This window comes from Mesorhizobium sp. M8A.F.Ca.ET.181.01.1.1, from assembly GCF_004792025.1.
GTDB lineage: Bacteria > Pseudomonadota > Alphaproteobacteria > Rhizobiales > Rhizobiaceae > Mesorhizobium.
Genome location: NZ_SRTV01000001.1, coordinates 618,146 through 636,423, shown reverse-complemented (window position 1 = coordinate 636,423; position 18,278 = coordinate 618,146). Strand labels below are relative to the sequence as shown.

The window sequence follows — 18,278 nt, the reverse complement described above, 5'->3', positions numbered from 1 at the left end:
AGAACGGGAACACGTTGATGATTGGCGAAATGGGCGAGGACAGCGTCTTTCTCCCCGTCACCATACGGGGAGAAATGCCCGGCAGGGCAATGAGGGGCGGCGCCAACTTTGCGATCCAATTACTGAGATCATAGAAAATCGCCCGGTGCCAAACACCAGGGCAGGTTGCGCAGATCGTCAGTGACGCCCGAGGTGCGGGTGCGGTGCGCAGATTATCTCAAAAGGTCGCGCTGCCCCTCATCCGCCTGCCGGCACCTTCTCCCCGTATAATGACGGGGAGAAGGGAAAGCTGCTGCGCCCTCGGCGCTCTTCTCGTGACGAAACCCTACTCCGCCGCCACCTTGGCCATCGGGTTGTTCGGGTGCGTCGTCCAGTTGGCGTAGACCGGCGACACGGGCTTACCGGTGCGTTGGTCCATCACGCCCGCCGCCAGCGGCTCCATGGTGATGCAATTGTCGACCGGGCAGACATTGACGCACAGATTGCAGCCGACGCACTCGGCCTCGATCACCTCGAAGTGCCTGACGCCGTCGACCATGTTGGTGATCGCCTGGTGCGAGGTATCTTCGCAGGCGATGTGGCAGCGGCCGCATTTGATGCAGGCGTCCTGGTCGATATGCGCCTTGGCGACGTAGTTGAGGTTGAGATACTGCCAGTCGGTGACGTTGGGCGTGGCGCGGCCGATGACGTCGTCGAGCGAGCGGTGGCCCTTCTCGTCCATCCAGTTTTCCAGACCGGCGATCATCTCCTGCACGATCTTGAAGCCATAGGTCATCGCCGCCGTGCAAACCTGCACATTGCCGGCGCCGAGCGCCATGAATTCGGCGGCGTCCCGCCACGTGGTGATGCCGCCGATGCCGGAGATCGGCAGGCCGCGCGTTTCGGGGTCGCGGGCGATCTCCGCCACCATGTTCATGGCGATCGGCTTCACCGCCGGGCCGCAATAACCGCCATGCGAGCCCTTGCCGTCGATGGTCGGCATCGGCGCGAAACTGTCGAGGTCGACGCCGGTGATCGAATTGATGGTGTTGATCAGCGACACCGCGTCGGTGCCGCCGGCATGGGCAGCGCGCGCGGGTTTGCGGATGTCGGTGATGTTGGGCGTCAGCTTGGTGATGACGGGCATGCGCGTATATTGCTTGCACCAGCGCACCACCATCTCGATGTATTCCGGCACCTGGCCGACGGCCGCGCCCATGCCGCGCTCGGACATGCCGTGCGGGCAGCCGAAATTGAGCTCGATGCCGTCCGCGCCGGTCTCCTCGACCAGCGGCAGGATGGCCTTCCAGCTCTCTTCCTCGCAAGGCACCATGATCGAGGCGATCAGCGCGCGGTCGGGCCAGTCCATCTTGACCTGCTTCATCTCGCGCAGATTGGTCTGCAAATCGCGGTCGGTGATCAGTTCGATGTTATTGAGGCCGAGCAGGCGCCGGTCGGCGCCCCAGATCGCGCCGTAGCGCGGGCCGTTGACGTTGACCACCGGCGGCCCCTCTTCGCCCAGAGTCTTCCAGACCACACCGCCCCAACCCGCCTTGAAGGCGCGGATGACATTGTAGGCCTTGTCGGTCGGCGGCGCTGACGCCAGCCAGAACGGGTTGGGCGACTTGATACCGACGAAATTGTTTCTGATATCAGCCATGACAGGGGTCCCTTTCAACCGAGACGAAGAAGCAGTTCGACGGGCGCGAGAATGCCGCCCTCGAGGGCAGCGATGAGGTTGGCCATCTTGGTGCGGGCGTCCTCGCCCATGACGAGGCCGAGGCCTGGCGATGGCTTCCTGCCTTCGGCTTGCGCGGCGGCCAGCCGGGCACGCATCGCGGCGAAAAACTCGACGGCGAAGGCGCCGCGCGGCCGCTCCGCGGTCACCGAGAAGCCCGCCGCCGCCGCGGCCGAGCGGTAATCGTCGGGCGTGGCGACGAAGGATATGGTCTCGTTGGATGCCCACGGAAGCGGGTAGGTCAGCGCTCCGTCCTTGAGCCGCATCACGTCGTAGACGGCAAAGACGCCGCCGGGCTTCAGCACACGGGCGGCCTCGCTCATCAGCTTCGCCTTGTCGGGAAGGTTCATGCCGACATGCAGGATCATTGCCGCATCGAAGCCGGCCTTGGCGAACGGCATGTCCAGCGCGCTGCCTTGCACGAAGTGGGTCTTGTCGGCCATTCCCGTCCGCTTCGACAGGCTGGTGGCGATATCGACATAGCTTTGCGTCAGGTCGATGCCGGTGACGTCGACGCCAGCGTTGTTGGCGACAAAGCGGGCCGGTCCCCCTATCCCCGATCCGATGTCCAGCAGCCTGGCTCCAGGCTTCAACCCAAGCTGGCTGATAAGGTCCCTGGTGGCGGCCACGCCGCCAATGTGGAATTCGTCGACCGCTTCGAGATCGCCGGCGCGCAAATGGGCAACATCGACACCCGCACCGGCGAGCGCGGCAAGGATTCGCTCCTCCAGGCCTGAAATCTCGTAGTGACGGGCAATGCCCGGTTCCACCGTGGCCATGATCCTTATCCCTGGGTCAGACTCCTGTGGATGCTCTCAGCCGCGTCGCGCCCTTGCGCCACGGCGGACACGGTGAGGTCGTCGCCACCGAAAATGCAGTCCCCGCCGGCCCAGACCTTGGCGAGCGACGTGCGCCCTTCCCCGTCGACCTTGATGCGGCCGGCTTCGAGATCGATCGATGCCCCGCTGCCATTGAGGGCAGCCGGGACAAAACTCTGGCCAATGGCCTTGAACACCTGGTCGGCAACCAGCGTCAGCGTCTCGCCGGTGCCGGCAAGCCTGTCGCCGTTGAGCGCGGTGTATTCGAGTTCAATGCCCGACACCTTACCACCTTCGGCAATCACCCGCTTCGGCTGCAGCCAATGACGGATGGTGACGCCGTTGGCGGCCGCCAGATCCTGCTCGAATTCGGAGGCGTTCATATGGTCCTGGCCGCGCCGGTAGCAGATCGTCACCTCCTCGGCGCCAAGCAGTTTCGACTGCACGGCGGCATCGATCGCCGTCATGCCGCCGCCAATGACGACGACGCGGCGGCCGACCGGCAGCCCGGAGAGGTCGCTGGCCTGGCGCAGTTCGGCAATGAATTCGACCGCGTTGGTGACGCCGGCCGCATCCTCGCCATCGGCGCGCAACGCGTTGACGCCGCCCAGCCCCATGCCGAGGAACACCGCGTCGTAATTGCGGATCAGGTCGGAGAGCTGGTAGTCGCGGCCGAGCGCCTTGCCGTTCTGGATGTCGATGCCGCCGATCGCGGTGACATAGTCGACCTCGGCCTGGGCAAAGTTGTCGACGCTCTTGTAGGCGGCGATGCCGTATTCATTGAGGCCGCCGGCCTTCGGACGCGCCTCCAGGATGGTCACGTCATGGCCATGGCGAGCGAGCCGGTGCGCGGCGGCAAGGCCGGCCGGGCCGGCGCCGACCACGGCGACCGTCTTGCCCGTCGCTGTCGCGCGCGGATAAAACTGCTTATTCTCGGCCATCGCGACATCGGTGGCGTAGCGCTGCAAACGGCCGATCTGCACCGGCTTGCCTTCCGCCACCTCGCGCACGCACACCTCCTCGCACAGCGTCTCGGTCGGGCAGACGCGGGCGCACATGCCGCCCAGGATGTTCTGGTCGAAGATGGTCTTGGCCGAACCGATCGGGTTGCCGGTCGAGATCTGGCGGATGAACAGCGGAATGTCGATCGAGGTCGGGCATGCATTCATGCACGGTGCGTCGTAGCAGAAATAACAGCGGTCGGATTCGACCAGCGCCTCGTGATGATCGAGCGGCGGATGCAGGTCGGAAAAATTGTCCGCGTATTGGTCAGCCGCAAGGCGGCCGCCGACAATACCCTCTTTGAACTGACCCTCTGGCATTTTCAGTTCCCCATGTTTTCGTTTTGGGGAAGGCTAGCACGTTTTATTTTTTTATCAATTGGTCAATTTTTGAGGCAAGTTGCTGAAAAGACTGGATAAAAACATGATAATTGCGGTCAAGTTATTGGCGGCGGTGACGCGAGGATATGGCCGCCGTCCATGCCAATGCCATGGATCGACCTGATCTCATCGGCGACCAATTTCTGCAACGTCCAGAGATTGCGGTCGCGGATGCCGAATTCCTCGAGATGGCTGACCGTGTTGTAAAGATATTCCGCGCCTGAGCCGACATGGCCGCAGGCGCGCGCCAGCACCCGTGCCACGGCTTCCAGCGGCTGCCCGAGCGAAGTGCCTCTGCCCGTCACCCCGACCCAGAAACCCAGCGCCCGCAACGGCCCTTGCGCGGTACGCACCGGAACCCACCGGACCGAAGCGACGCTCTCATGATCGTCGATCTCGCGCCGCAACAGTCTTTCGATCTGAGCAGTCTTCTCCCCTTCCGGTAACCGATAGATCACACCATCGCATCGGCCGCCGCGTTCGAGCGCCATCATCAGTCCAGGCTGCGCGGCGCTGCCGCGCCAGCGGACCATGTCGATGCAGAAGGAGCGGTGCCAGCCATGGGCGGTGGCGCGCTGGCGTTCGACGGACTCGAAAGCCGGCTTCCAGATCAGCGAGCCATAGGCGAACACCCATAGCGGCCCCGCATCGGCTTCATTGGACAGCCGCGCCGAAAGGTCCCGAAAATCCTCGTCGCTCAGTTGCGTCCAGCTGCCGCTAGGCCCGGGATCGGCCTCCTCGCGATGGCACAGTGCAACAAGCTCGGCTGTAAGTGACATCTGCCGCATGGATCGAGCCCCCCTTTTCGAAGCCAAGCAAAGGCGAAAATCGCAAGGCACGCAAGATTGCCAGAAGGCTGCGCCTTGCCGTTCCCGATTTCTAGCCCAGATGTCGGATTTCTGTCGTCGAGATCGTCCTAGGATGGATCGAACGACGATCGGCGCACAACGGTGAGGAGACCGACCATGCCAAAATCCCCGATGCCCTTCTTCTGGTACGAACTAATGACGTCGGACCTCGACGCCGCGGAGGCTTTCTACACAACCGTGGTCGGCTGGACGGCGCAGCCCTTCGACAAGGCGCCCGGCATGCCGCGCTATATCGTCATGAATGTCGGCGAGCGTGGCGTCGGCGGCCTGATGACGATGCCCGAGGATGCGGCCAAGATGGGCATGCCGCCCGCATGGCTGGGCTATATCCACGCCAGGGATGTCGACGCGGCAACAGCGTCACTGGAAAAGGCAGGCGGTGCCGTTCACCGCCGGCCCGACGATATTCCAGGCGTTGGCCGCTTCGCCGTCGTCGCCGATCCGCAAGGCGCCACCTTCATGTTCCTGCAGCCGAACGGTCCGGACCAGCCCGTCGTGCCGGCCAGCACGCCCGGCCATATCGGCTGGCACGAACTCTACACGAGCGATTGGAAGGCCGCGTTCGATTTCTATTCCGGCCAGTTCGGCTGGGCCAATGCCGGCGAATTCGACATGGGGCCGATGGGCATCTACCAGACCTTTACCGCCGGCCCTGAATCCGGTGGCGGCATCATGAACAAGCCCGAGCAGATTCCGGTCCCGGTCTGGCAGTTCTATTTCAATGTCACCGGCATCGACGCGGCGGCCAAACGCGTGACCGACAATGGCGGCAAGATCCTGATGGGACCCATGGAGGTTCCCGGAGGCAGCTGGGTCGTGCAATGCCAGGATCCGCAAGGCGCGCATTTCGCTTTGATGGCGCCGGTGCGGTAAGCGTCCGCGCCACCCGCTGAAATCACGCTTGCTGGCGTCGGCTCATTCCGGCGCCAATACCGCGACCTTCAGGTCAGCCTTCTTGGCACCGCTAAACTGGACAGTGGCTGTGCCGGCGGCCAGCTTGAAGCGCACGCTCTTGCGGACACTGGGGCAAGTCTTGACGCCGCTATAGCCGGACGATTTCACGGCCTTGCCGTCCTGGATGACATCGATCCAGGCCTCGCCCGACAGGCTGATCTGGATGGCGCCGTCCGGCGGCACCGCCACGCTGGCAACGGCGCCGAACGTGCCCTCCGCAGGGGCGCGTTCGGGCGGCACCGCGAAGCCGGCCTTTTCGGCCGGCAGCAGCGCCAGGTCCGCGGCGGCCCCCACCGCCAGCGTCGCTCCGGACGGTGTCGAGGGTGCCTCTGCAAACAGCGCCTGTTCGCGCGTCACCGGCCATTTAAAAGCCTCGCAGCCGGCGTCCTCGGCCATGGCGAGGCTGGTGCCCATAAGGATTGCGAACAGGCTGATGACGACTTTTTTCATGGCAAGGGACCCACATGTCTGGAGTACTCACAATCAATACAACCATAGCGATATAATTGCAACCCTGGCGGGCACAATATCAAAAGCCGGACCGGGGAACATTTCCAATCACCAATTGTTGATGGCAGGCCGGGGGAAGTGAATGGTCCGTTGCCCGGTGATAATCTATGGCCGGCCGGGAAGCTGAAATGGAGTTTTAGATGAAGCTTTTCGATGGCCTCTCCAAATACCAGCCGCAGGCGCTTGCCGCGCTGCGCATCATGACCGCGCTGCAGTTCGTCGAGCACGGCACGCAGAAACTGTTCAATTTCCCAGCCAGCGACCACGCCGCCGCCGCCTTGAGCGGACTGCCGCTAGCGGCCGGTATCCTCGAATTCGCCGGCGGCGTTCTGCTGGCGCTGGGCCTTTTCACCCGCCCGGTCGCGTTCCTTCTGGCCGGCGAAATGGCGATCGCCTATTTCATGGCCCACTATCCGCGCGACTTCTTCCCCATCAACAACAGCGGCGATTCGGCGATCTCGTTCTGCTTCATCTTCCTCTATCTGGTCTTCGCCGGCGCCGGCGCCTTCGCGCTGGACAACCGCCGCAACGCGTGATCCCCCATGTGGGGGTGAGCCCTCACCCCCGCATCCGTTCGAAATTCGCATCGAACAGCGGCGCCGCCTGCATGCGCGCCGCATGGCGCTTGCCGAGTAGCTCTATCTCGAAGCCGTGGCTCTCGTCGGCGATCTCCTTCGGCACATAGCCGACGGCAACCGACTTCTTCGAATGATGGGCATAGCCGCCCGACGTCACCCAGCCGCGCACCGCGCCGCCGAACCAGATCGGCTCATCGCCGATGACGTCGGCATCGTCGGAGTCGACGATGAAGGCGCGCAGCCTGAGCTTGCCGCCCTGCTTGCGCTCGGCCAGCGCCGCCGCCTTGCCGATGAAATCCGCGTCCTTGCCGTAAGCGACGAAACGGTCGAGCCCGGCCTCCAGCGGCCCGTAGATCGGCCGGTATTCGCGCCCCCATGAGCCGTAGTTCTTCTCCAGACGCAGCGCGTTAAGGGCGCGCGAGCCGAACAGGCCGATGCCGAACTCTTCTCCCGCCGCCATCAGCGCCTGATATGCGGCGCGCTGATATTCCGGTGCCACCCAGATCTCGTAGCCGAGATCGCCGGTGTAGCTGACCCGGCCGACCAGGCACGGCGCCATGCCGACATCCATCCTAGCTATGGCCATGAACGGAAACGCCGCATTCGATATGTCGGAGCGCGTGGCTTTCGCCAGCACGTCCCTCGCTCTGGGACCGGCGATCGACAGGCCGGTGAGCTTCTGCCCCAGCGCCTCGATGTGGACGGAGCCGTCGTCAGGCAGATGCTGTTCGAACCAGCGCATGTGATATTGCTCGGCAATGCCGGAACCGGCCAGGAACCAGCCCGCTTCTTCCCGATCTTGGGCGCCCAGATTGGCCAGCGTGAAATCGCCGATCAGCCTGCCGTCTTCCTTCAGCATCGGCGCCAGGGTCATGCGGCCGGGCTTCGGCAGCTTGCAGGCGAGCATCCGGTCGAGCCATGCCGCGACCCCCTCGCCGGTCACCTTGTATTTGGCGAAGCTCGATATCTCCGACAGGCCGACGCCCGAGCGCACCGCCGCCACTTCGGCGGCGACATGGGTGAAGTCGCTCGAGCGCCGCCACGAGAACTCGTCCTTGACGCCTTCCGGCGCGTACCAGAGCGGCACCTCCAGCCCATAGGCGACGCCCCACTGCGCGCCCTTGGCCGACAACAGGTCGTAGACCGGCGTCGTCTTCAGTGGCCGCCCGGCGGGCAGTTCCTCATTGGGGAAGCGGATCGAAAAGCGCCTGGAATAGTTTTCGCGCACCTTGGCGTTGGTGTAGACCATGGTCGCCCAGTCGCCGTAGCGGGCCACGTCCATAGCCCATATGTCGGCGCCGGGATCGCCCTCGATCATCCAGTTGGACAGCGCCAGGCCGACGCCGCCGCCCTGGCTGAAGCCGGCCATCACGCCGCAGGCGACCCAGAAGCCCGGCAGGCCGCGCACCGGCCCGACCAGCGGATTGCCGTCGGGCGCGAAGGTGAAAGGCCCGTTGATGATCTGCTTGATGCCGGTGTTCTGGAAAGCCGGGAAATGCCGGAAGCCAACCTCGAGCGACGGCGCGATACGGTCGATGTCGGGCGCCAGCAATTCATGGCCGAAATTCCATGGCGTGGAGAATTCGGACCACGGTTTGTTGGCCTTCTCGTAGGTGCCCATCAGCATGCCGCCGCGCTCCTGGCGCAGATAGAGCTCGCCGTCGAAATCGACCGCATGGATGATCTCGGTGCCGGTTTTCTCGTTCCAGGCGGCGACCTCCGGCATGTCCTCGGTGATCAGGTACATGTGTTCCATCGCCAGAACCGGCAGTTCGAGCCCGACCATGCGGCCGACCTCGCGCGCCCACAGGCCGCCGGCATTGACGACATGCTCGGCCACCACCTCGCCCTTGTTGGTGATGACGCGCCACATCCCGTCGGGACGGCGCACAATGTCTTCCACCTTGGTGAAACGTTCGATCTCGGCGCCCAGCTTCCGCGCCGCCTTGGCATAGGCGTGCGTGACGCCCGAGGGATCGAGGTGGCCGTCCTCCTTGTTGCGGACGGCGCCGACGAACTGGCTGGGGTCGAGCAGTGGCATCAGTTCGGCCGCCTCTTTCGGCGAGATTTCCTCCAGCTCGATGCCGAGATAACGGCCCTTGGCGACGACCCCGCGCAGCCAGTCGAGCCGCGCCTCGGTGGCAGCCAGAAGCACGCCGCCGGTCAGGTGGACGCCGGTCGCCTGGCCGGACAGCTCCTCGATCTCCTTGTAGAGGTTGATGGTGTATTTCTGCAGCTTGGCGACATTGGGATCGCCATTGATCGTGTGCATGCCGCCGGCCGCGTGCCAGGTCGAGCCGGACGTCAGCTCGTCGCGCTCCAGCAGCACGATGTCCGTCCAGCCATGACGGGCGAGATGGAACAGCACGGAACATCCGACGACGCCGCCGCCAATGACCACGACCTTTGCATGCGATTTCATGGATTTTTCTCTGATATCAATGAGTTGGATGGGTGAGATGAATCGAGACGGGAAGAGCGGACGCTGAAATCACGGCTCGCCCTGCCCGATCGCTTCCTTGCGTCTGGCCACATAGGCCTCGAGCTCTTCGCGCACGGCGATGTCCATCGCCGGCTCGACATAGTCTTCAAGCGCCTTCTTCCACAGCCGCGTCGCGCGCGCCGTCGCGTCGAGGCCGCCGGCCTCCTGCCAGGCCTCGAAATTCTGCCAGTTGGACAGCATCGGCTGGTAGAAGGCGGTCGCATAGCGCTCCAGCGTGTGCGGCTCGCCGAAGAAATGGCCGCCTGTCGGCACCGCACCCAGTGCCTCGACGGCAAGCTCGGCCTCGTCGACCACGATCGGACGCAAAAACTCCATCATGTGCTGGATCATCTCGACGTCGATGATGAATTTCTCGAACGATGCCGTCAGCCCGCCCTCCTGCCAACCGGCGGCGTGGTAGACGAGATTGCCGTGGCCGAGCACCGCGCCCCAGAGCGCCATCAGCGTCTCATAGGCGCCTTGCGCATCGGCGGCGTTGGAAGCCGAGCCGGGCGTCGTCCGGTATGGCAGGCCGTAACGCCGCGCCAATTGCCCCGAGGCGATGTTGGCCTTGGTGTTTTCAGGCGTGCCGAAGGCCGGCGCGCCCGACTTCATGTCGACATTGGAGGTGAAGGCGCCGTACATGACGGGCGCGCCCGGACGTACGAGCTGTGTCAGTACCACGCCGAACAGCGCCTCGGCATTCTGCTGCGCCAGGGCGCCGGCCAGCGTCACCGGGCTCATCGCCCCCATCAGCGTGAACGGCGTCACCGCCACCGACTGGCCGTATTCGGCCATCGTCACCAGCCCCTCGGCCATCATCTCGTCGAAACGGCGCGGCGAGTTGACCGAGATGATGGTGGCGATACCGGGATCGTCGCGCATCTGATCCAGCGTCAGCCCGCGCGAAATCGCCATCATCTCGATGCCATCCAGCGCCCTGCCCCGGCCGATCGCCGAGACATGAAAACTCTTGTCGGTCAGCGTCAGATTGGTGAAGTAGGTGTCGAGATGGCGTGAGTTGGCCGGCAGCTCGACCGGCGCGCAGACCTGATTGCCGAGCATGTGGATACAGTTGAAATGCTGCGCCAGCCGGGTGAGATCGGCATAGTCACGCAGGTTGCCGGCACGACGGCCGCGCTCCATGTCGTGCACGTTCGGCGGCCCGGCGACCAAGGTGAAATTAATGGTATTGCCGCCGAGGTGGATCGACTTGGCCGGATTGCGCGGTGTCAGCGTGTAAGTGGTCCGCGTCGTCTTCAGCGCCTCTTCCACCATGCCGCGATCGACGCGCACATTCGCCGTCGCATGGTCGACCGTGGCTCCGGCCTTCTCGAACAGCGACAGCGCCCTCCGGCTCATCACCTCGATGCCGAAATTCTCCAATATGTGCATCGACGCCTGATGGATCGCCTCGATCTGGTCAGACGACAACAGCGCCATCGGCGGATAGGGATTCGTCACCCGTCTGGGCGGCAGCTGCGCGATGGGCGCTGGCCCCCTGTTGCTGGTGCGCTCGGCGCCGCGCTTGCGTCTTGGTTCGGTCATGCCGGCATCAAAGCTTCGGCAGTGCGGCCGGTCTGTCAGAAATACGCCGTTTGCCGGCGTGATTTTAGCCAAGGCGGCATTTTCTCGACACCAGTTTATAAGAGGCGACCGTGTGCGTCGGAATATTGATATGATGTTTTCTCATCTGCTCGTGCCGACGAAGCGTTAACGGCCGCAGCAAGATTCCCTTTATGATTTCGGCCTATTGCTCCTCCCATGCGTAGGTCGAGTTTTAGTAAAATTGTTGCGGTTTGCGCGCTGTTGGCGCTTTCGGCTTGCGCCACCGCGCCCAGCCACATCAACAATGTCTGCGCCGTCTTCGACCAGAATGACGGCTGGTTCGACAATTGGCAGTCGGCCGCCGAGCGCTCGTCGCGGAAATACGGCGTGCCGGTGCCGGTGCTGATGGCCACCGTACGCAAGGAATCCGGCTTCAAGAGCAACGCCCGGCCGCCGCGCACCAAGCTGCTTGGCTTCATCCCCTGGAAGCACGTCTCCTCGGCTACCGGCTTCTCGCAGGCACTGGACGGAACCTGGTCGCAATATCAGCGCGAAACCGGCAACTGGGCGGCACGGCGGACGAAATTCGCCGATGCCGTCGATTTCGTCGGCTGGTATCATTCCAAGACAGCCGACAGCTACGGCGTCGCGCGCAACGACACCTACAACCTCTACCTCGCCTACTATCTCGGCTGGAGCGCCTATGGCCGCGGCAACCGTGGCGACGCCGGCGTGCAGGGTTACGCCCGGGCCACCGACAAGATGGCCCGCGACTATGACGCGCAGCTACGGCAATGCGGCTCCTGATACCTGCTTCAGGTTAGTGCCGCCGCGTCGTGTCTTTCGGCTTCGAAACACCGGTCTCCGAAACCTCGTCGCGCACTTCGTGGCGACGGGCTCGCATGCCCGCCTCGCCCTGCTCCGCGGCGTCCCCGATCTGGTCGGCTTCCGCGCTGCCCTTTTTGCCACGCGGCCGGTTGGGCGCTGTCCCCGCCAAGCCCGGTCCGGTGCCGTGCGCATCGTCCGGCACGCCCTCATGCGCGGCATGTTCCTTGTCGAACTTGATGACCGGCTCCATGGTCTTGAGCACGTCGTCGGAAAGCCAGCACAGGCTCATATGGCCGTCGCCGAGATTCTTCACCGGCGGCACCTTGGTTTCGCAGAGATTGTCGGGCACCAGCTTCTTGTAGCCGCAGCGGGTCTGGAACGGACAGCCGGTGGGCGGGTTCATCGCCGAGGGGATGTCGCCTTCCAGCACGATGTGCTTCTTCACCACGCTGGTGTCGGCAATCGGGATCGCCGACAGCAGCGCCTCGGTATAGGGATGATAGGGCGGCGCGAAGATCTGGTCTGTCGTGCCCTGCTCGACGATATAGCCGAGATACATCACGACGACGCGGTCGGCGATGTAGCGCACGACGGACAGATCGTGGCTGATGAACAGCATCGTCGTCTTGTTCTTGCGCTGGATGTCCATCAGCAATTCGGTCACCGCCGCCTGCACCGAAACGTCGAGGGCCGAAACCGGCTCGTCGGCCACGACAACCTTGGCGTCGCCGGCAAAGGCGCGCGCCACGCCGATGCGCTGCTTCTGGCCGCCGGAAAGCTGGCGCGGCTTGCGGGTCTCGAAGGCGCGCGGCAACTTCACCAGGTCGAGCAGCTCCAGCATGCGCTTGCGCCGGTCGGCGACCGTCTTTCCGATATTGAATTTTTCCAGCGTGCGGATGATCTGCGACCCGACCGAATGGCTGGGGTTGAGCGTATCGAACGGATTCTGGAACACCATCTGGATCGACGACACGGTGTCGACGCTGCGGCTCTCGATGCCGGTCGACTGGATTTGCTTGTTGCCCAGCGTCACGGTGCCGGCACTTGCCGTCTCAAGTCCGAGCAGCACCTTGGCCAGCGTCGATTTTCCGCAGCCGGATTCGCCGACGATGGCGACCGTCTCGGATTCGCGCGCCATGAACGATATCGTCTCGTTGGCCTTGACGACGCGGCCCTCGCTCGAGCCGAACACCTCGCTGCCGCCGACCTTGTAGTATTTCCTGAGATCCTCGATCTTGAGCACCGGCGCGCCGGGCACGACCTTTTCGTTGACCTTCTTGGCGCCGGGCGGCAGCGCTTCCCAGTCGATCTCGTTGAAGCGTACGCAGCGCGAGAAATGGCCCTCGTGTCCGGCGACTTCGACCATCGGGATTTCGGCGGCGTTGCAGACGCCCTCGACGAAATGGTGACAGCGCGGACCGAAATTGCAGCCCTTCGGCCGCTCATGCGGCAGCGGCAACTGGCCGGGGATGGAGATCAACGGCCGTGAATTTTTGTCGGCGCCCGGCAGCGGGATCGAGCGGAACAGCCCTTGCGTATAGGGATGGCGCATCCGGTCGAACACGTCCTTGATCTTGCCGGTCTCGACCGCCTCGCCCGAATACATCACCGTGATGCGGTCGCAGGTTTCCAGGATGAGGCCGAGATTGTGCGACACGAAGATCATCGAGGTGCCAAACTTCTCGCCGAGACCCTTGACCAGATCGACAATGCCCGCTTCAACCGTCACGTCGAGCGCGGTGGTCGGCTCGTCGAGCAGAAGCAGCGCCGGCTTCGACAGCAGCGCCATCGCAATGACGATGCGCTGCTGCTGGCCGCCGGAGAGCTGGTGCGGATAGGAGCGCATCATGCGCTCGGGATCGGGCAGCTTGACCGCGCGCACCATTTCGAGGGAGCGTTTGTAGGCCTCTTCCTTCGACACCTTGTCGTGGATCAGCGGCACTTCCATCAACTGCTGGCCGACCTTCATCGCCGGATTGAGGCTGGCCATCGGCTCCTGGTAGATCATGGCGATCTTGTTGCCGCGGATGGCGCGCAGCTCCTCGTCGGAGAGCTCGCCCATGTCCTTGCCCTGGAACTTGATCCTGCCGCCGACGATCTTCCCGATGTTGGACAGGTCGCGCATGATGCCGAGCGACACGGTCGACTTGCCGCAGCCGGATTCACCGACGATGCCCATCGCCTCGCCGGGCATGACCGTGCAGGAAAAATCCATCACCGCCGGTATCTCGCCCTTGCGGGTGAAAAAGGAGATCGACAGGTTCTCGATCTCGATGATCGGCCCACTGGTCGGCTTGGCGGGATTTCGAACTGCCTCGTTCATGGGTCGCTCCAATCCAAATTGTACCAGACGCGGGTCAAGGCCCGTCAATCAGTCTTTCATCGATTGTTCACGCAGCGAGTCGGCCAACAGGTTGAGCCCCAGCACGAACGACATCAGCGCGATCGTCGGCGGCAGCGCCGGATGGATGAAGGAGCGCAGCAGCCGGCTGGCATCCTTGATCGCCGTGCCCCAGTCGGGGCTTTCCGGTGCCAGGCCGAGGCCGAAATAGCCCAGCGTGCCGAGCAGGATGGTGGTGTAGCCGATGCGCAGGCAGGCATCGACGATCAGCGGTCCGCGTGCATTGGGCAGGATCTCCCACAGCATGATGTACCAGGGCGATTCACCGCGCGTCTGCGCCGCGGCCACATAGTCGCGCGTCTTGATATCCATCACCAGGCCGCGCACGATGCGGAACACGCCCGGGCTGGAGGCAAACACCACCGCCACGAAGATGTTGAGCTGGTTGGGATCGATGTGGACGATGTGCAGCGGGTCCTTGTCGAACACGAGGCCAAGATAGATCCAGCCGCCGACGATGAGGGTGATGCCGAGCAGGATGTACAGCCGGTCCGGCCGGTTCTTGTAGCGTGTCCAGAACAACACGCTGAAGAAGATGATCGGAAACAGGAAGAACACGCCGGCCATGGCATAGGGGATCGGCGTGTCCATGATGCCCGGCGTCACCAGCAGGTAGAACAGCAGGATCACCGGGAAGGCCAGCACGAGGTTGGCCAGGAACGACAATACCGTGTCGATCTTGCCGCCGTAATAGCCGGCAGGCAGGCCAAGCGTGATACCGACCATCAGCGCGAAGCCGGTCGCCGCCGGCGCAATGATCAGCACGATCTGGCTGCCATAGACCATACGCGAAAACACGTCGCGTGCCAGCTTGTCGCCGCCGAAGAGATAGACAAGCCCCGATTGCGGTTCGATGGCGCCGGGCAGCGTGTCCTTCATGATCGGGATCTGGCCAAGCGGATCGAAGGGCGAGATGGTCGAGGCGAAGATCGCCGTGAACAGCCAGAACAGGCAGATGCCGACGCCGACGATGCCGACGCCGCTGTCGAACAGCTGGCCATAGAGCGCCAGCTTCTTCCTGTAGAGGAAGCTCGCTCCCATGACGATGAAAAGCGCGACCCAGACCGGCCAGAAGCGCCACAGCACTTCGAGGATGATGGTGGAGGCGCCGATATATTGAGCTTGCATGCGCCTTCTCCCTACTGAACCCGGATGCGCGGATTGAGGAATGCGTAGCCGACGTCGGAAATGAGCTGCGTGATCAAGACGATGAACACCGAGACCAGCGAACAGCCCAGCAGAAGATCGATGTCGTTGTTGCCGGCGGCCTCGACCAGCGTATAGCCGAAGCCCTGGTAGCGGAACATCACCTCGACGATGACGACGCCGGTGAGCAGCCAGGGAAATTGCAGCATGATGACGGTGAATGGTGCGATCAGCGCGTTGCGCAGCGCATGTTTCACCACCACGCCGCCGAAGGAAATACCCTTCAACCGGGCGGTGCGGATATATTGCTGCGTCATCACCTCGACCATTGAGGCACGAGTCATGCGGGCGATGTAGCCGATGCCGTAGATCGCCAGCGTCATCACCGGCAGGGTGAAATTGTAGAAGGTGATGCCCTGGCTGGCCGACGCGGCCGAGCCGTTCAACCAGCCGAGCCATGAGGCGAAGATGACGGTGAAGATGACCCCCGACACATATTCCGGCGTCGCCGTCGAGGCGATCGAGGCCACCGAAAGCACGCGGTCGGTTCGCGACCCCTCGCGCATGCCGGCCAGGATGCCGATCAAGAGCGATACCGGCACCATCACCGCCAACACACAGAACATCAGGATCCCGGTCGCGCCAAGTGCCGGGAACAGCTTGGAGGCGACGGTCGTCTTGAACTTGGTCGAGCAACCGAAATCCCCTTCGAGGACGCCGGAGAAAGTTGGTACGGCCGGATCGTTGCAGAAAGTGAAACGCTGCGTCGGCTTGCCGGTCGCCGGGTCGGTCACCGGCTGCTTGGGCAGCAGGCCCAGCCACTGTCCGTAGCGGACGAAGAAATTCTGCCGGTAGCCATGGTTGATCAGCCAGTCCTCCAGCTGTTCGGCCGAAGTGTGCATTTCCGTCTGGCTGATCGCCAGCTTCTTCAGATTGGGTTCGAGGTTGATCAGGAAGAAGACGATCATCGTCAGGCACAGCATCGTCAATGCCATGGTGCCGAGACGCCTGAGAACGAAAGAAAGCATGGCGGCCCCCTGCCGATGGGGTTGGGTTTTGAGCCGGCTTCAAAGCCTCGCCTGCCGTCACCGGCGGACTGGCCGTCAAACAGGCCCTCGAATGCGATCAACCCTGTTTTTATTGCATGGCCTTCCCGGGTGAGTCCGTATTTTTTGCGGACGAACCTGCAATGGCGACGCAGAGAGGGAGGGAAAGGGGCAATGCCCCTTTCCCCAGCCCGATCGATCAGGCCTGATCGAGCCAGACCTTGCCGTAGTCGCGCTCGAAGGTCGGATGCATCTTGTAGTTTTGCACCGCCTTGACCGAGTGGCTGTAGAGCTTGCGCCAGTAGGGCTGGATGATGATGCCGGAAGCCTGCAGGATCTCCTCGATGTCCTTCATCATTTCCTTGCGCTTGGCAGCGTCGGCGACGGCGAGTGCCGCATTGAGCTTGGCATCCCAGTCGGGGTTCGACCAGCCAGCCTCGTTCCAGGCCTCGCCGGTGCGATAGGCGATGGCCAGAACCTGGACGCCGAGCGGACGCATGTTCCAGTTGGTCATTGACAGCGGATACTTCGTCCAGTCGTTCCAGAACGTCGAGCCCGGCAGCACCGTGCGCTTCACCTTGATCCCGGCCTCCCGCAGCTGGGCGGCGATCGCGTCGCCGGTGTTCTTGTGCCAGTCTTCGTCGACGGTGATCAGCTCGTGTTCGAAGTCGGCTTGGCCGGCTTCCGCCATCAGCGCCTTCGCCTTGGCCGGATCACGGGCAACCTTAGGCAGTTCGTAATATTCCGGATGGATCGAGCAGACATGGTGGTTTTCGGCGACCGAGCCGGCATTGCCATAGCCGAGCTGCAGGACGACATTGTTGTCGACCGCGAGCTGCAACGCATTGCGCACCTTCTGGTCGCCATAGGGCTTGTTGTTGACGTTGGTGCGGCAGACGATGGTCGAAGCCGTGACGATCTCCGACTTGACCAGGTCCATCTTGTCGAGGATCGACACATAGTCGGCCGACGTTTCGAAATTGGTGTGCACTTCTCCAGCCTCGAAAGCGCTGACCATGGCCGCCGGATCGGTGCCGTAGTCGATGAATTCGATGCCGTCGAGGAACACTTCGCCGTCCCACCACTTGTTGTCTTCGCGGCGCTTGTAGACGACTTTCTGGCCGACGTCGTAGGAGACGAGCTCAAATGGACCGGTGCCGATCGGGCAGTTCTTGAAGTCGCCGCCCTTCTCGTCGAAAGTCTTGTGGACGATCAGGCCGGGATAGTCGCACATGTTGGGGATGAGCGCGATGTCAGGCTTGCCGAGCTTGAGCACGACCGTGTGGTCGTCCGGCATGGTCACGGCGCTTTCGTCGAGCTTGTCATCCTTGACCAGCGAGCCGAGACGGCCGGGCATCGAATTGCCTTCGGCCTTCTTGTCGGCCCAGCGCTTCAGGTTGAAGACGACGTCAGAGGCCGTGAAGGGGTCGCCGTTGGACCAGGTCACACCCTTGCGCACATGCAGCGTATACTGGGTGGCGTCGTCGTTGACGTCCCAGCTTTCCAGCAGATAAGGGCGGAACGTATATTCGCTCGTATACTTGACCAGCGGCTCGAGCGCCTGGCGCTCGGCATTGGCAATTTCCGACCAGTCGGCCTTGCGAGGATCCTTGGGATCCTTGATCCACTGCGCGACCTTCAGCGTGCCGCCTTTCTTGCCTTTTACCTCTTCTGCCCTTGCCGGCGTCGGATCGGCGAGACCGAGAAGGCCATAAGCCATCGCCGTCGAGGCGCCGAAGACGCTTGCCATGGCCAGGAATTCGCGGCGATCAACCTTACCTGCCTTGGCTTCTTCGGCCATGGCCAGGATATGATCCGGAACGCTGTCGCCGTTGCTCTTATAAATTGTCATGACTAACTCCCATTGTTGGCTTTCCGCCGATTAACATTCCGCATCCGGGCCATGATGTCAAAGACGGCATGGATTGGGAACATGTGAGCGAATGTGCAACTTTGAACGGGGGGCAGTTCGCGTGATAGCGACAGTCTTGGCGCAAAA

14 protein-coding genes are annotated in these 18,278 nt (G+C 63.1%); 3 read left to right on the top strand and 11 right to left on the bottom strand.

The window, feature by feature from the left end:
- Positions 1-325 precede the first annotated feature (325 nt).
- From preA to EN824_RS03120, 4 genes are all read right to left on the bottom strand, one after another.
- Positions 326-1,639, bottom strand: coding sequence for an NAD-dependent dihydropyrimidine dehydrogenase subunit PreA (preA, locus tag EN824_RS03135; RefSeq protein ID WP_135931887.1), 1,314 nt, complete (start codon positions 1,637-1,639; stop codon positions 326-328).
- A gap of 14 nt (positions 1,640-1,653) precedes the next feature.
- Positions 1,654-2,496, bottom strand: coding sequence for a methyltransferase domain-containing protein (locus EN824_RS03130; protein ID WP_127279324.1), 843 nt, complete (start codon positions 2,494-2,496; stop codon positions 1,654-1,656).
- A 5-nt stretch (positions 2,497-2,501) separates the two neighbouring features.
- Complete coding sequence (locus EN824_RS03125) at positions 2,502-3,857, bottom strand: NAD(P)-dependent oxidoreductase (RefSeq protein WP_127873167.1); 1,356 nt, start codon at positions 3,855-3,857, stop codon at positions 2,502-2,504.
- 116 nt (positions 3,858-3,973) lie between these two features.
- Positions 3,974-4,705: a gamma-glutamylcyclotransferase gene (locus EN824_RS03120; protein WP_127279322.1), complete on the bottom strand. Its 732-nt coding sequence runs from the start codon at positions 4,703-4,705 to the stop codon at positions 3,974-3,976.
- A gap of 177 nt (positions 4,706-4,882) precedes the next feature.
- Here EN824_RS03120 and EN824_RS03115 point away from each other — a divergent pair, with 177 nt between their 5' ends.
- Positions 4,883-5,659 (top strand): VOC family protein, encoded by a 777-nt coding sequence (locus tag EN824_RS03115; protein ID WP_127279321.1) that lies wholly within the window; start codon positions 4,883-4,885, stop codon positions 5,657-5,659.
- A 42-nt stretch (positions 5,660-5,701) separates the two neighbouring features.
- Here the strand turns inward: EN824_RS03115 and EN824_RS03110 are convergent, their stop codons facing one another.
- Positions 5,702-6,190: a hypothetical protein gene (locus EN824_RS03110; RefSeq protein ID WP_135931886.1), complete on the bottom strand. Its 489-nt coding sequence runs from the start codon at positions 6,188-6,190 to the stop codon at positions 5,702-5,704.
- A 200-nt stretch (positions 6,191-6,390) separates the two neighbouring features.
- Here EN824_RS03110 and EN824_RS03105 point away from each other — a divergent pair, with 200 nt between their 5' ends.
- Positions 6,391-6,786 carry a DoxX family protein gene (locus tag EN824_RS03105; protein ID WP_135866296.1) on the top strand — a complete coding sequence of 132 codons (396 nt, stop codon included), beginning with the start codon at positions 6,391-6,393 and terminating at the stop codon, positions 6,784-6,786.
- A gap of 22 nt (positions 6,787-6,808) precedes the next feature.
- Here EN824_RS03105 and EN824_RS03100 read toward each other — a convergent pair whose 3' ends face one another.
- Together EN824_RS03100 and EN824_RS03095 are read right to left on the bottom strand one after the other, a co-directional pair.
- On the bottom strand, positions 6,809-9,250 hold the full coding sequence (locus EN824_RS03100) for an FAD-dependent oxidoreductase (protein ID WP_135931885.1): 2,442 nt from the start codon (positions 9,248-9,250) through the stop codon (positions 6,809-6,811).
- A gap of 69 nt (positions 9,251-9,319) precedes the next feature.
- Entirely contained in the window at positions 9,320-10,858 is a 1,539-nt protein-coding gene (locus EN824_RS03095) for a trimethylamine methyltransferase family protein (protein ID WP_127277959.1), read from the bottom strand.
- A gap of 216 nt (positions 10,859-11,074) precedes the next feature.
- Here EN824_RS03095 and EN824_RS03090 point away from each other — a divergent pair, with 216 nt between their 5' ends.
- Complete coding sequence (locus EN824_RS03090; RefSeq protein WP_127277960.1) at positions 11,075-11,665, top strand: transglycosylase SLT domain-containing protein; 591 nt, start codon at positions 11,075-11,077, stop codon at positions 11,663-11,665.
- Between the two features lie 13 nt (positions 11,666-11,678).
- Here EN824_RS03090 and EN824_RS03085 read toward each other — a convergent pair whose 3' ends face one another.
- The 4 genes from EN824_RS03085 to EN824_RS03070 all read right to left on the bottom strand — a co-directional run bounded on the left by EN824_RS03085 (position 11,679) and on the right by EN824_RS03070 (position 18,131).
- Positions 11,679-14,009 carry an ABC transporter ATP-binding protein gene (locus EN824_RS03085; protein ID WP_135931884.1) on the bottom strand — a complete coding sequence of 777 codons (2,331 nt, stop codon included), beginning with the start codon at positions 14,007-14,009 and terminating at the stop codon, positions 11,679-11,681.
- A gap of 48 nt (positions 14,010-14,057) precedes the next feature.
- Positions 14,058-15,215, bottom strand: a complete 1,158-nt coding sequence (locus tag EN824_RS03080; RefSeq protein ID WP_127277962.1) for an ABC transporter permease — start codon at positions 15,213-15,215, stop codon at positions 14,058-14,060.
- 11 nt (positions 15,216-15,226) lie between these two features.
- Positions 15,227-16,261, bottom strand: coding sequence for an ABC transporter permease (locus tag EN824_RS03075; protein WP_127277963.1), 1,035 nt, complete (start codon positions 16,259-16,261; stop codon positions 15,227-15,229).
- Positions 16,262-16,478: 217 nt separating this feature from the next.
- Entirely contained in the window at positions 16,479-18,131 is a 1,653-nt protein-coding gene (locus tag EN824_RS03070; protein ID WP_127277964.1) for an ABC transporter substrate-binding protein, read from the bottom strand.
- Positions 18,132-18,278 lie beyond the last annotated feature (147 nt).

Coding starts and splice junctions, on each gene's coding strand:
- preA (WP_135931887.1), bottom strand. CDS start 1,639: ATGGCTGATATCAGAAACAATTTCGTCGGTATCAAGTCGCCCAACCCG.
- EN824_RS03130 (WP_127279324.1), bottom strand. CDS start 2,496: ATGGCCACGGTGGAACCGGGCATTGCCCGTCACTACGAGATTTCAGGC.
- EN824_RS03125 (WP_127873167.1), bottom strand. CDS start 3,857: ATGCCAGAGGGTCAGTTCAAAGAGGGTATTGTCGGCGGCCGCCTTGCG.
- EN824_RS03120 (WP_127279322.1), bottom strand. CDS start 4,705: ATGCGGCAGATGTCACTTACAGCCGAGCTTGTTGCACTGTGCCATCGC.
- EN824_RS03115 (WP_127279321.1), top strand. CDS start 4,883: ATGCCAAAATCCCCGATGCCCTTCTTCTGGTACGAACTAATGACGTCG.
- EN824_RS03110 (WP_135931886.1), bottom strand. CDS start 6,190: ATGAAAAAAGTCGTCATCAGCCTGTTCGCAATCCTTATGGGCACCAGC.
- EN824_RS03105 (WP_135866296.1), top strand. CDS start 6,391: ATGAAGCTTTTCGATGGCCTCTCCAAATACCAGCCGCAGGCGCTTGCC.
- EN824_RS03100 (WP_135931885.1), bottom strand. CDS start 9,250: ATGAAATCGCATGCAAAGGTCGTGGTCATTGGCGGCGGCGTCGTCGGA.
- EN824_RS03095 (WP_127277959.1), bottom strand. CDS start 10,858: ATGACCGAACCAAGACGCAAGCGCGGCGCCGAGCGCACCAGCAACAGG.
- EN824_RS03090 (WP_127277960.1), top strand. CDS start 11,075: ATGCGTAGGTCGAGTTTTAGTAAAATTGTTGCGGTTTGCGCGCTGTTG.
- EN824_RS03085 (WP_135931884.1), bottom strand. CDS start 14,009: ATGAACGAGGCAGTTCGAAATCCCGCCAAGCCGACCAGTGGGCCGATC.
- EN824_RS03080 (WP_127277962.1), bottom strand. CDS start 15,215: ATGCAAGCTCAATATATCGGCGCCTCCACCATCATCCTCGAAGTGCTG.
- EN824_RS03075 (WP_127277963.1), bottom strand. CDS start 16,261: ATGCTTTCTTTCGTTCTCAGGCGTCTCGGCACCATGGCATTGACGATG.
- EN824_RS03070 (WP_127277964.1), bottom strand. CDS start 18,131: ATGACAATTTATAAGAGCAACGGCGACAGCGTTCCGGATCATATCCTG.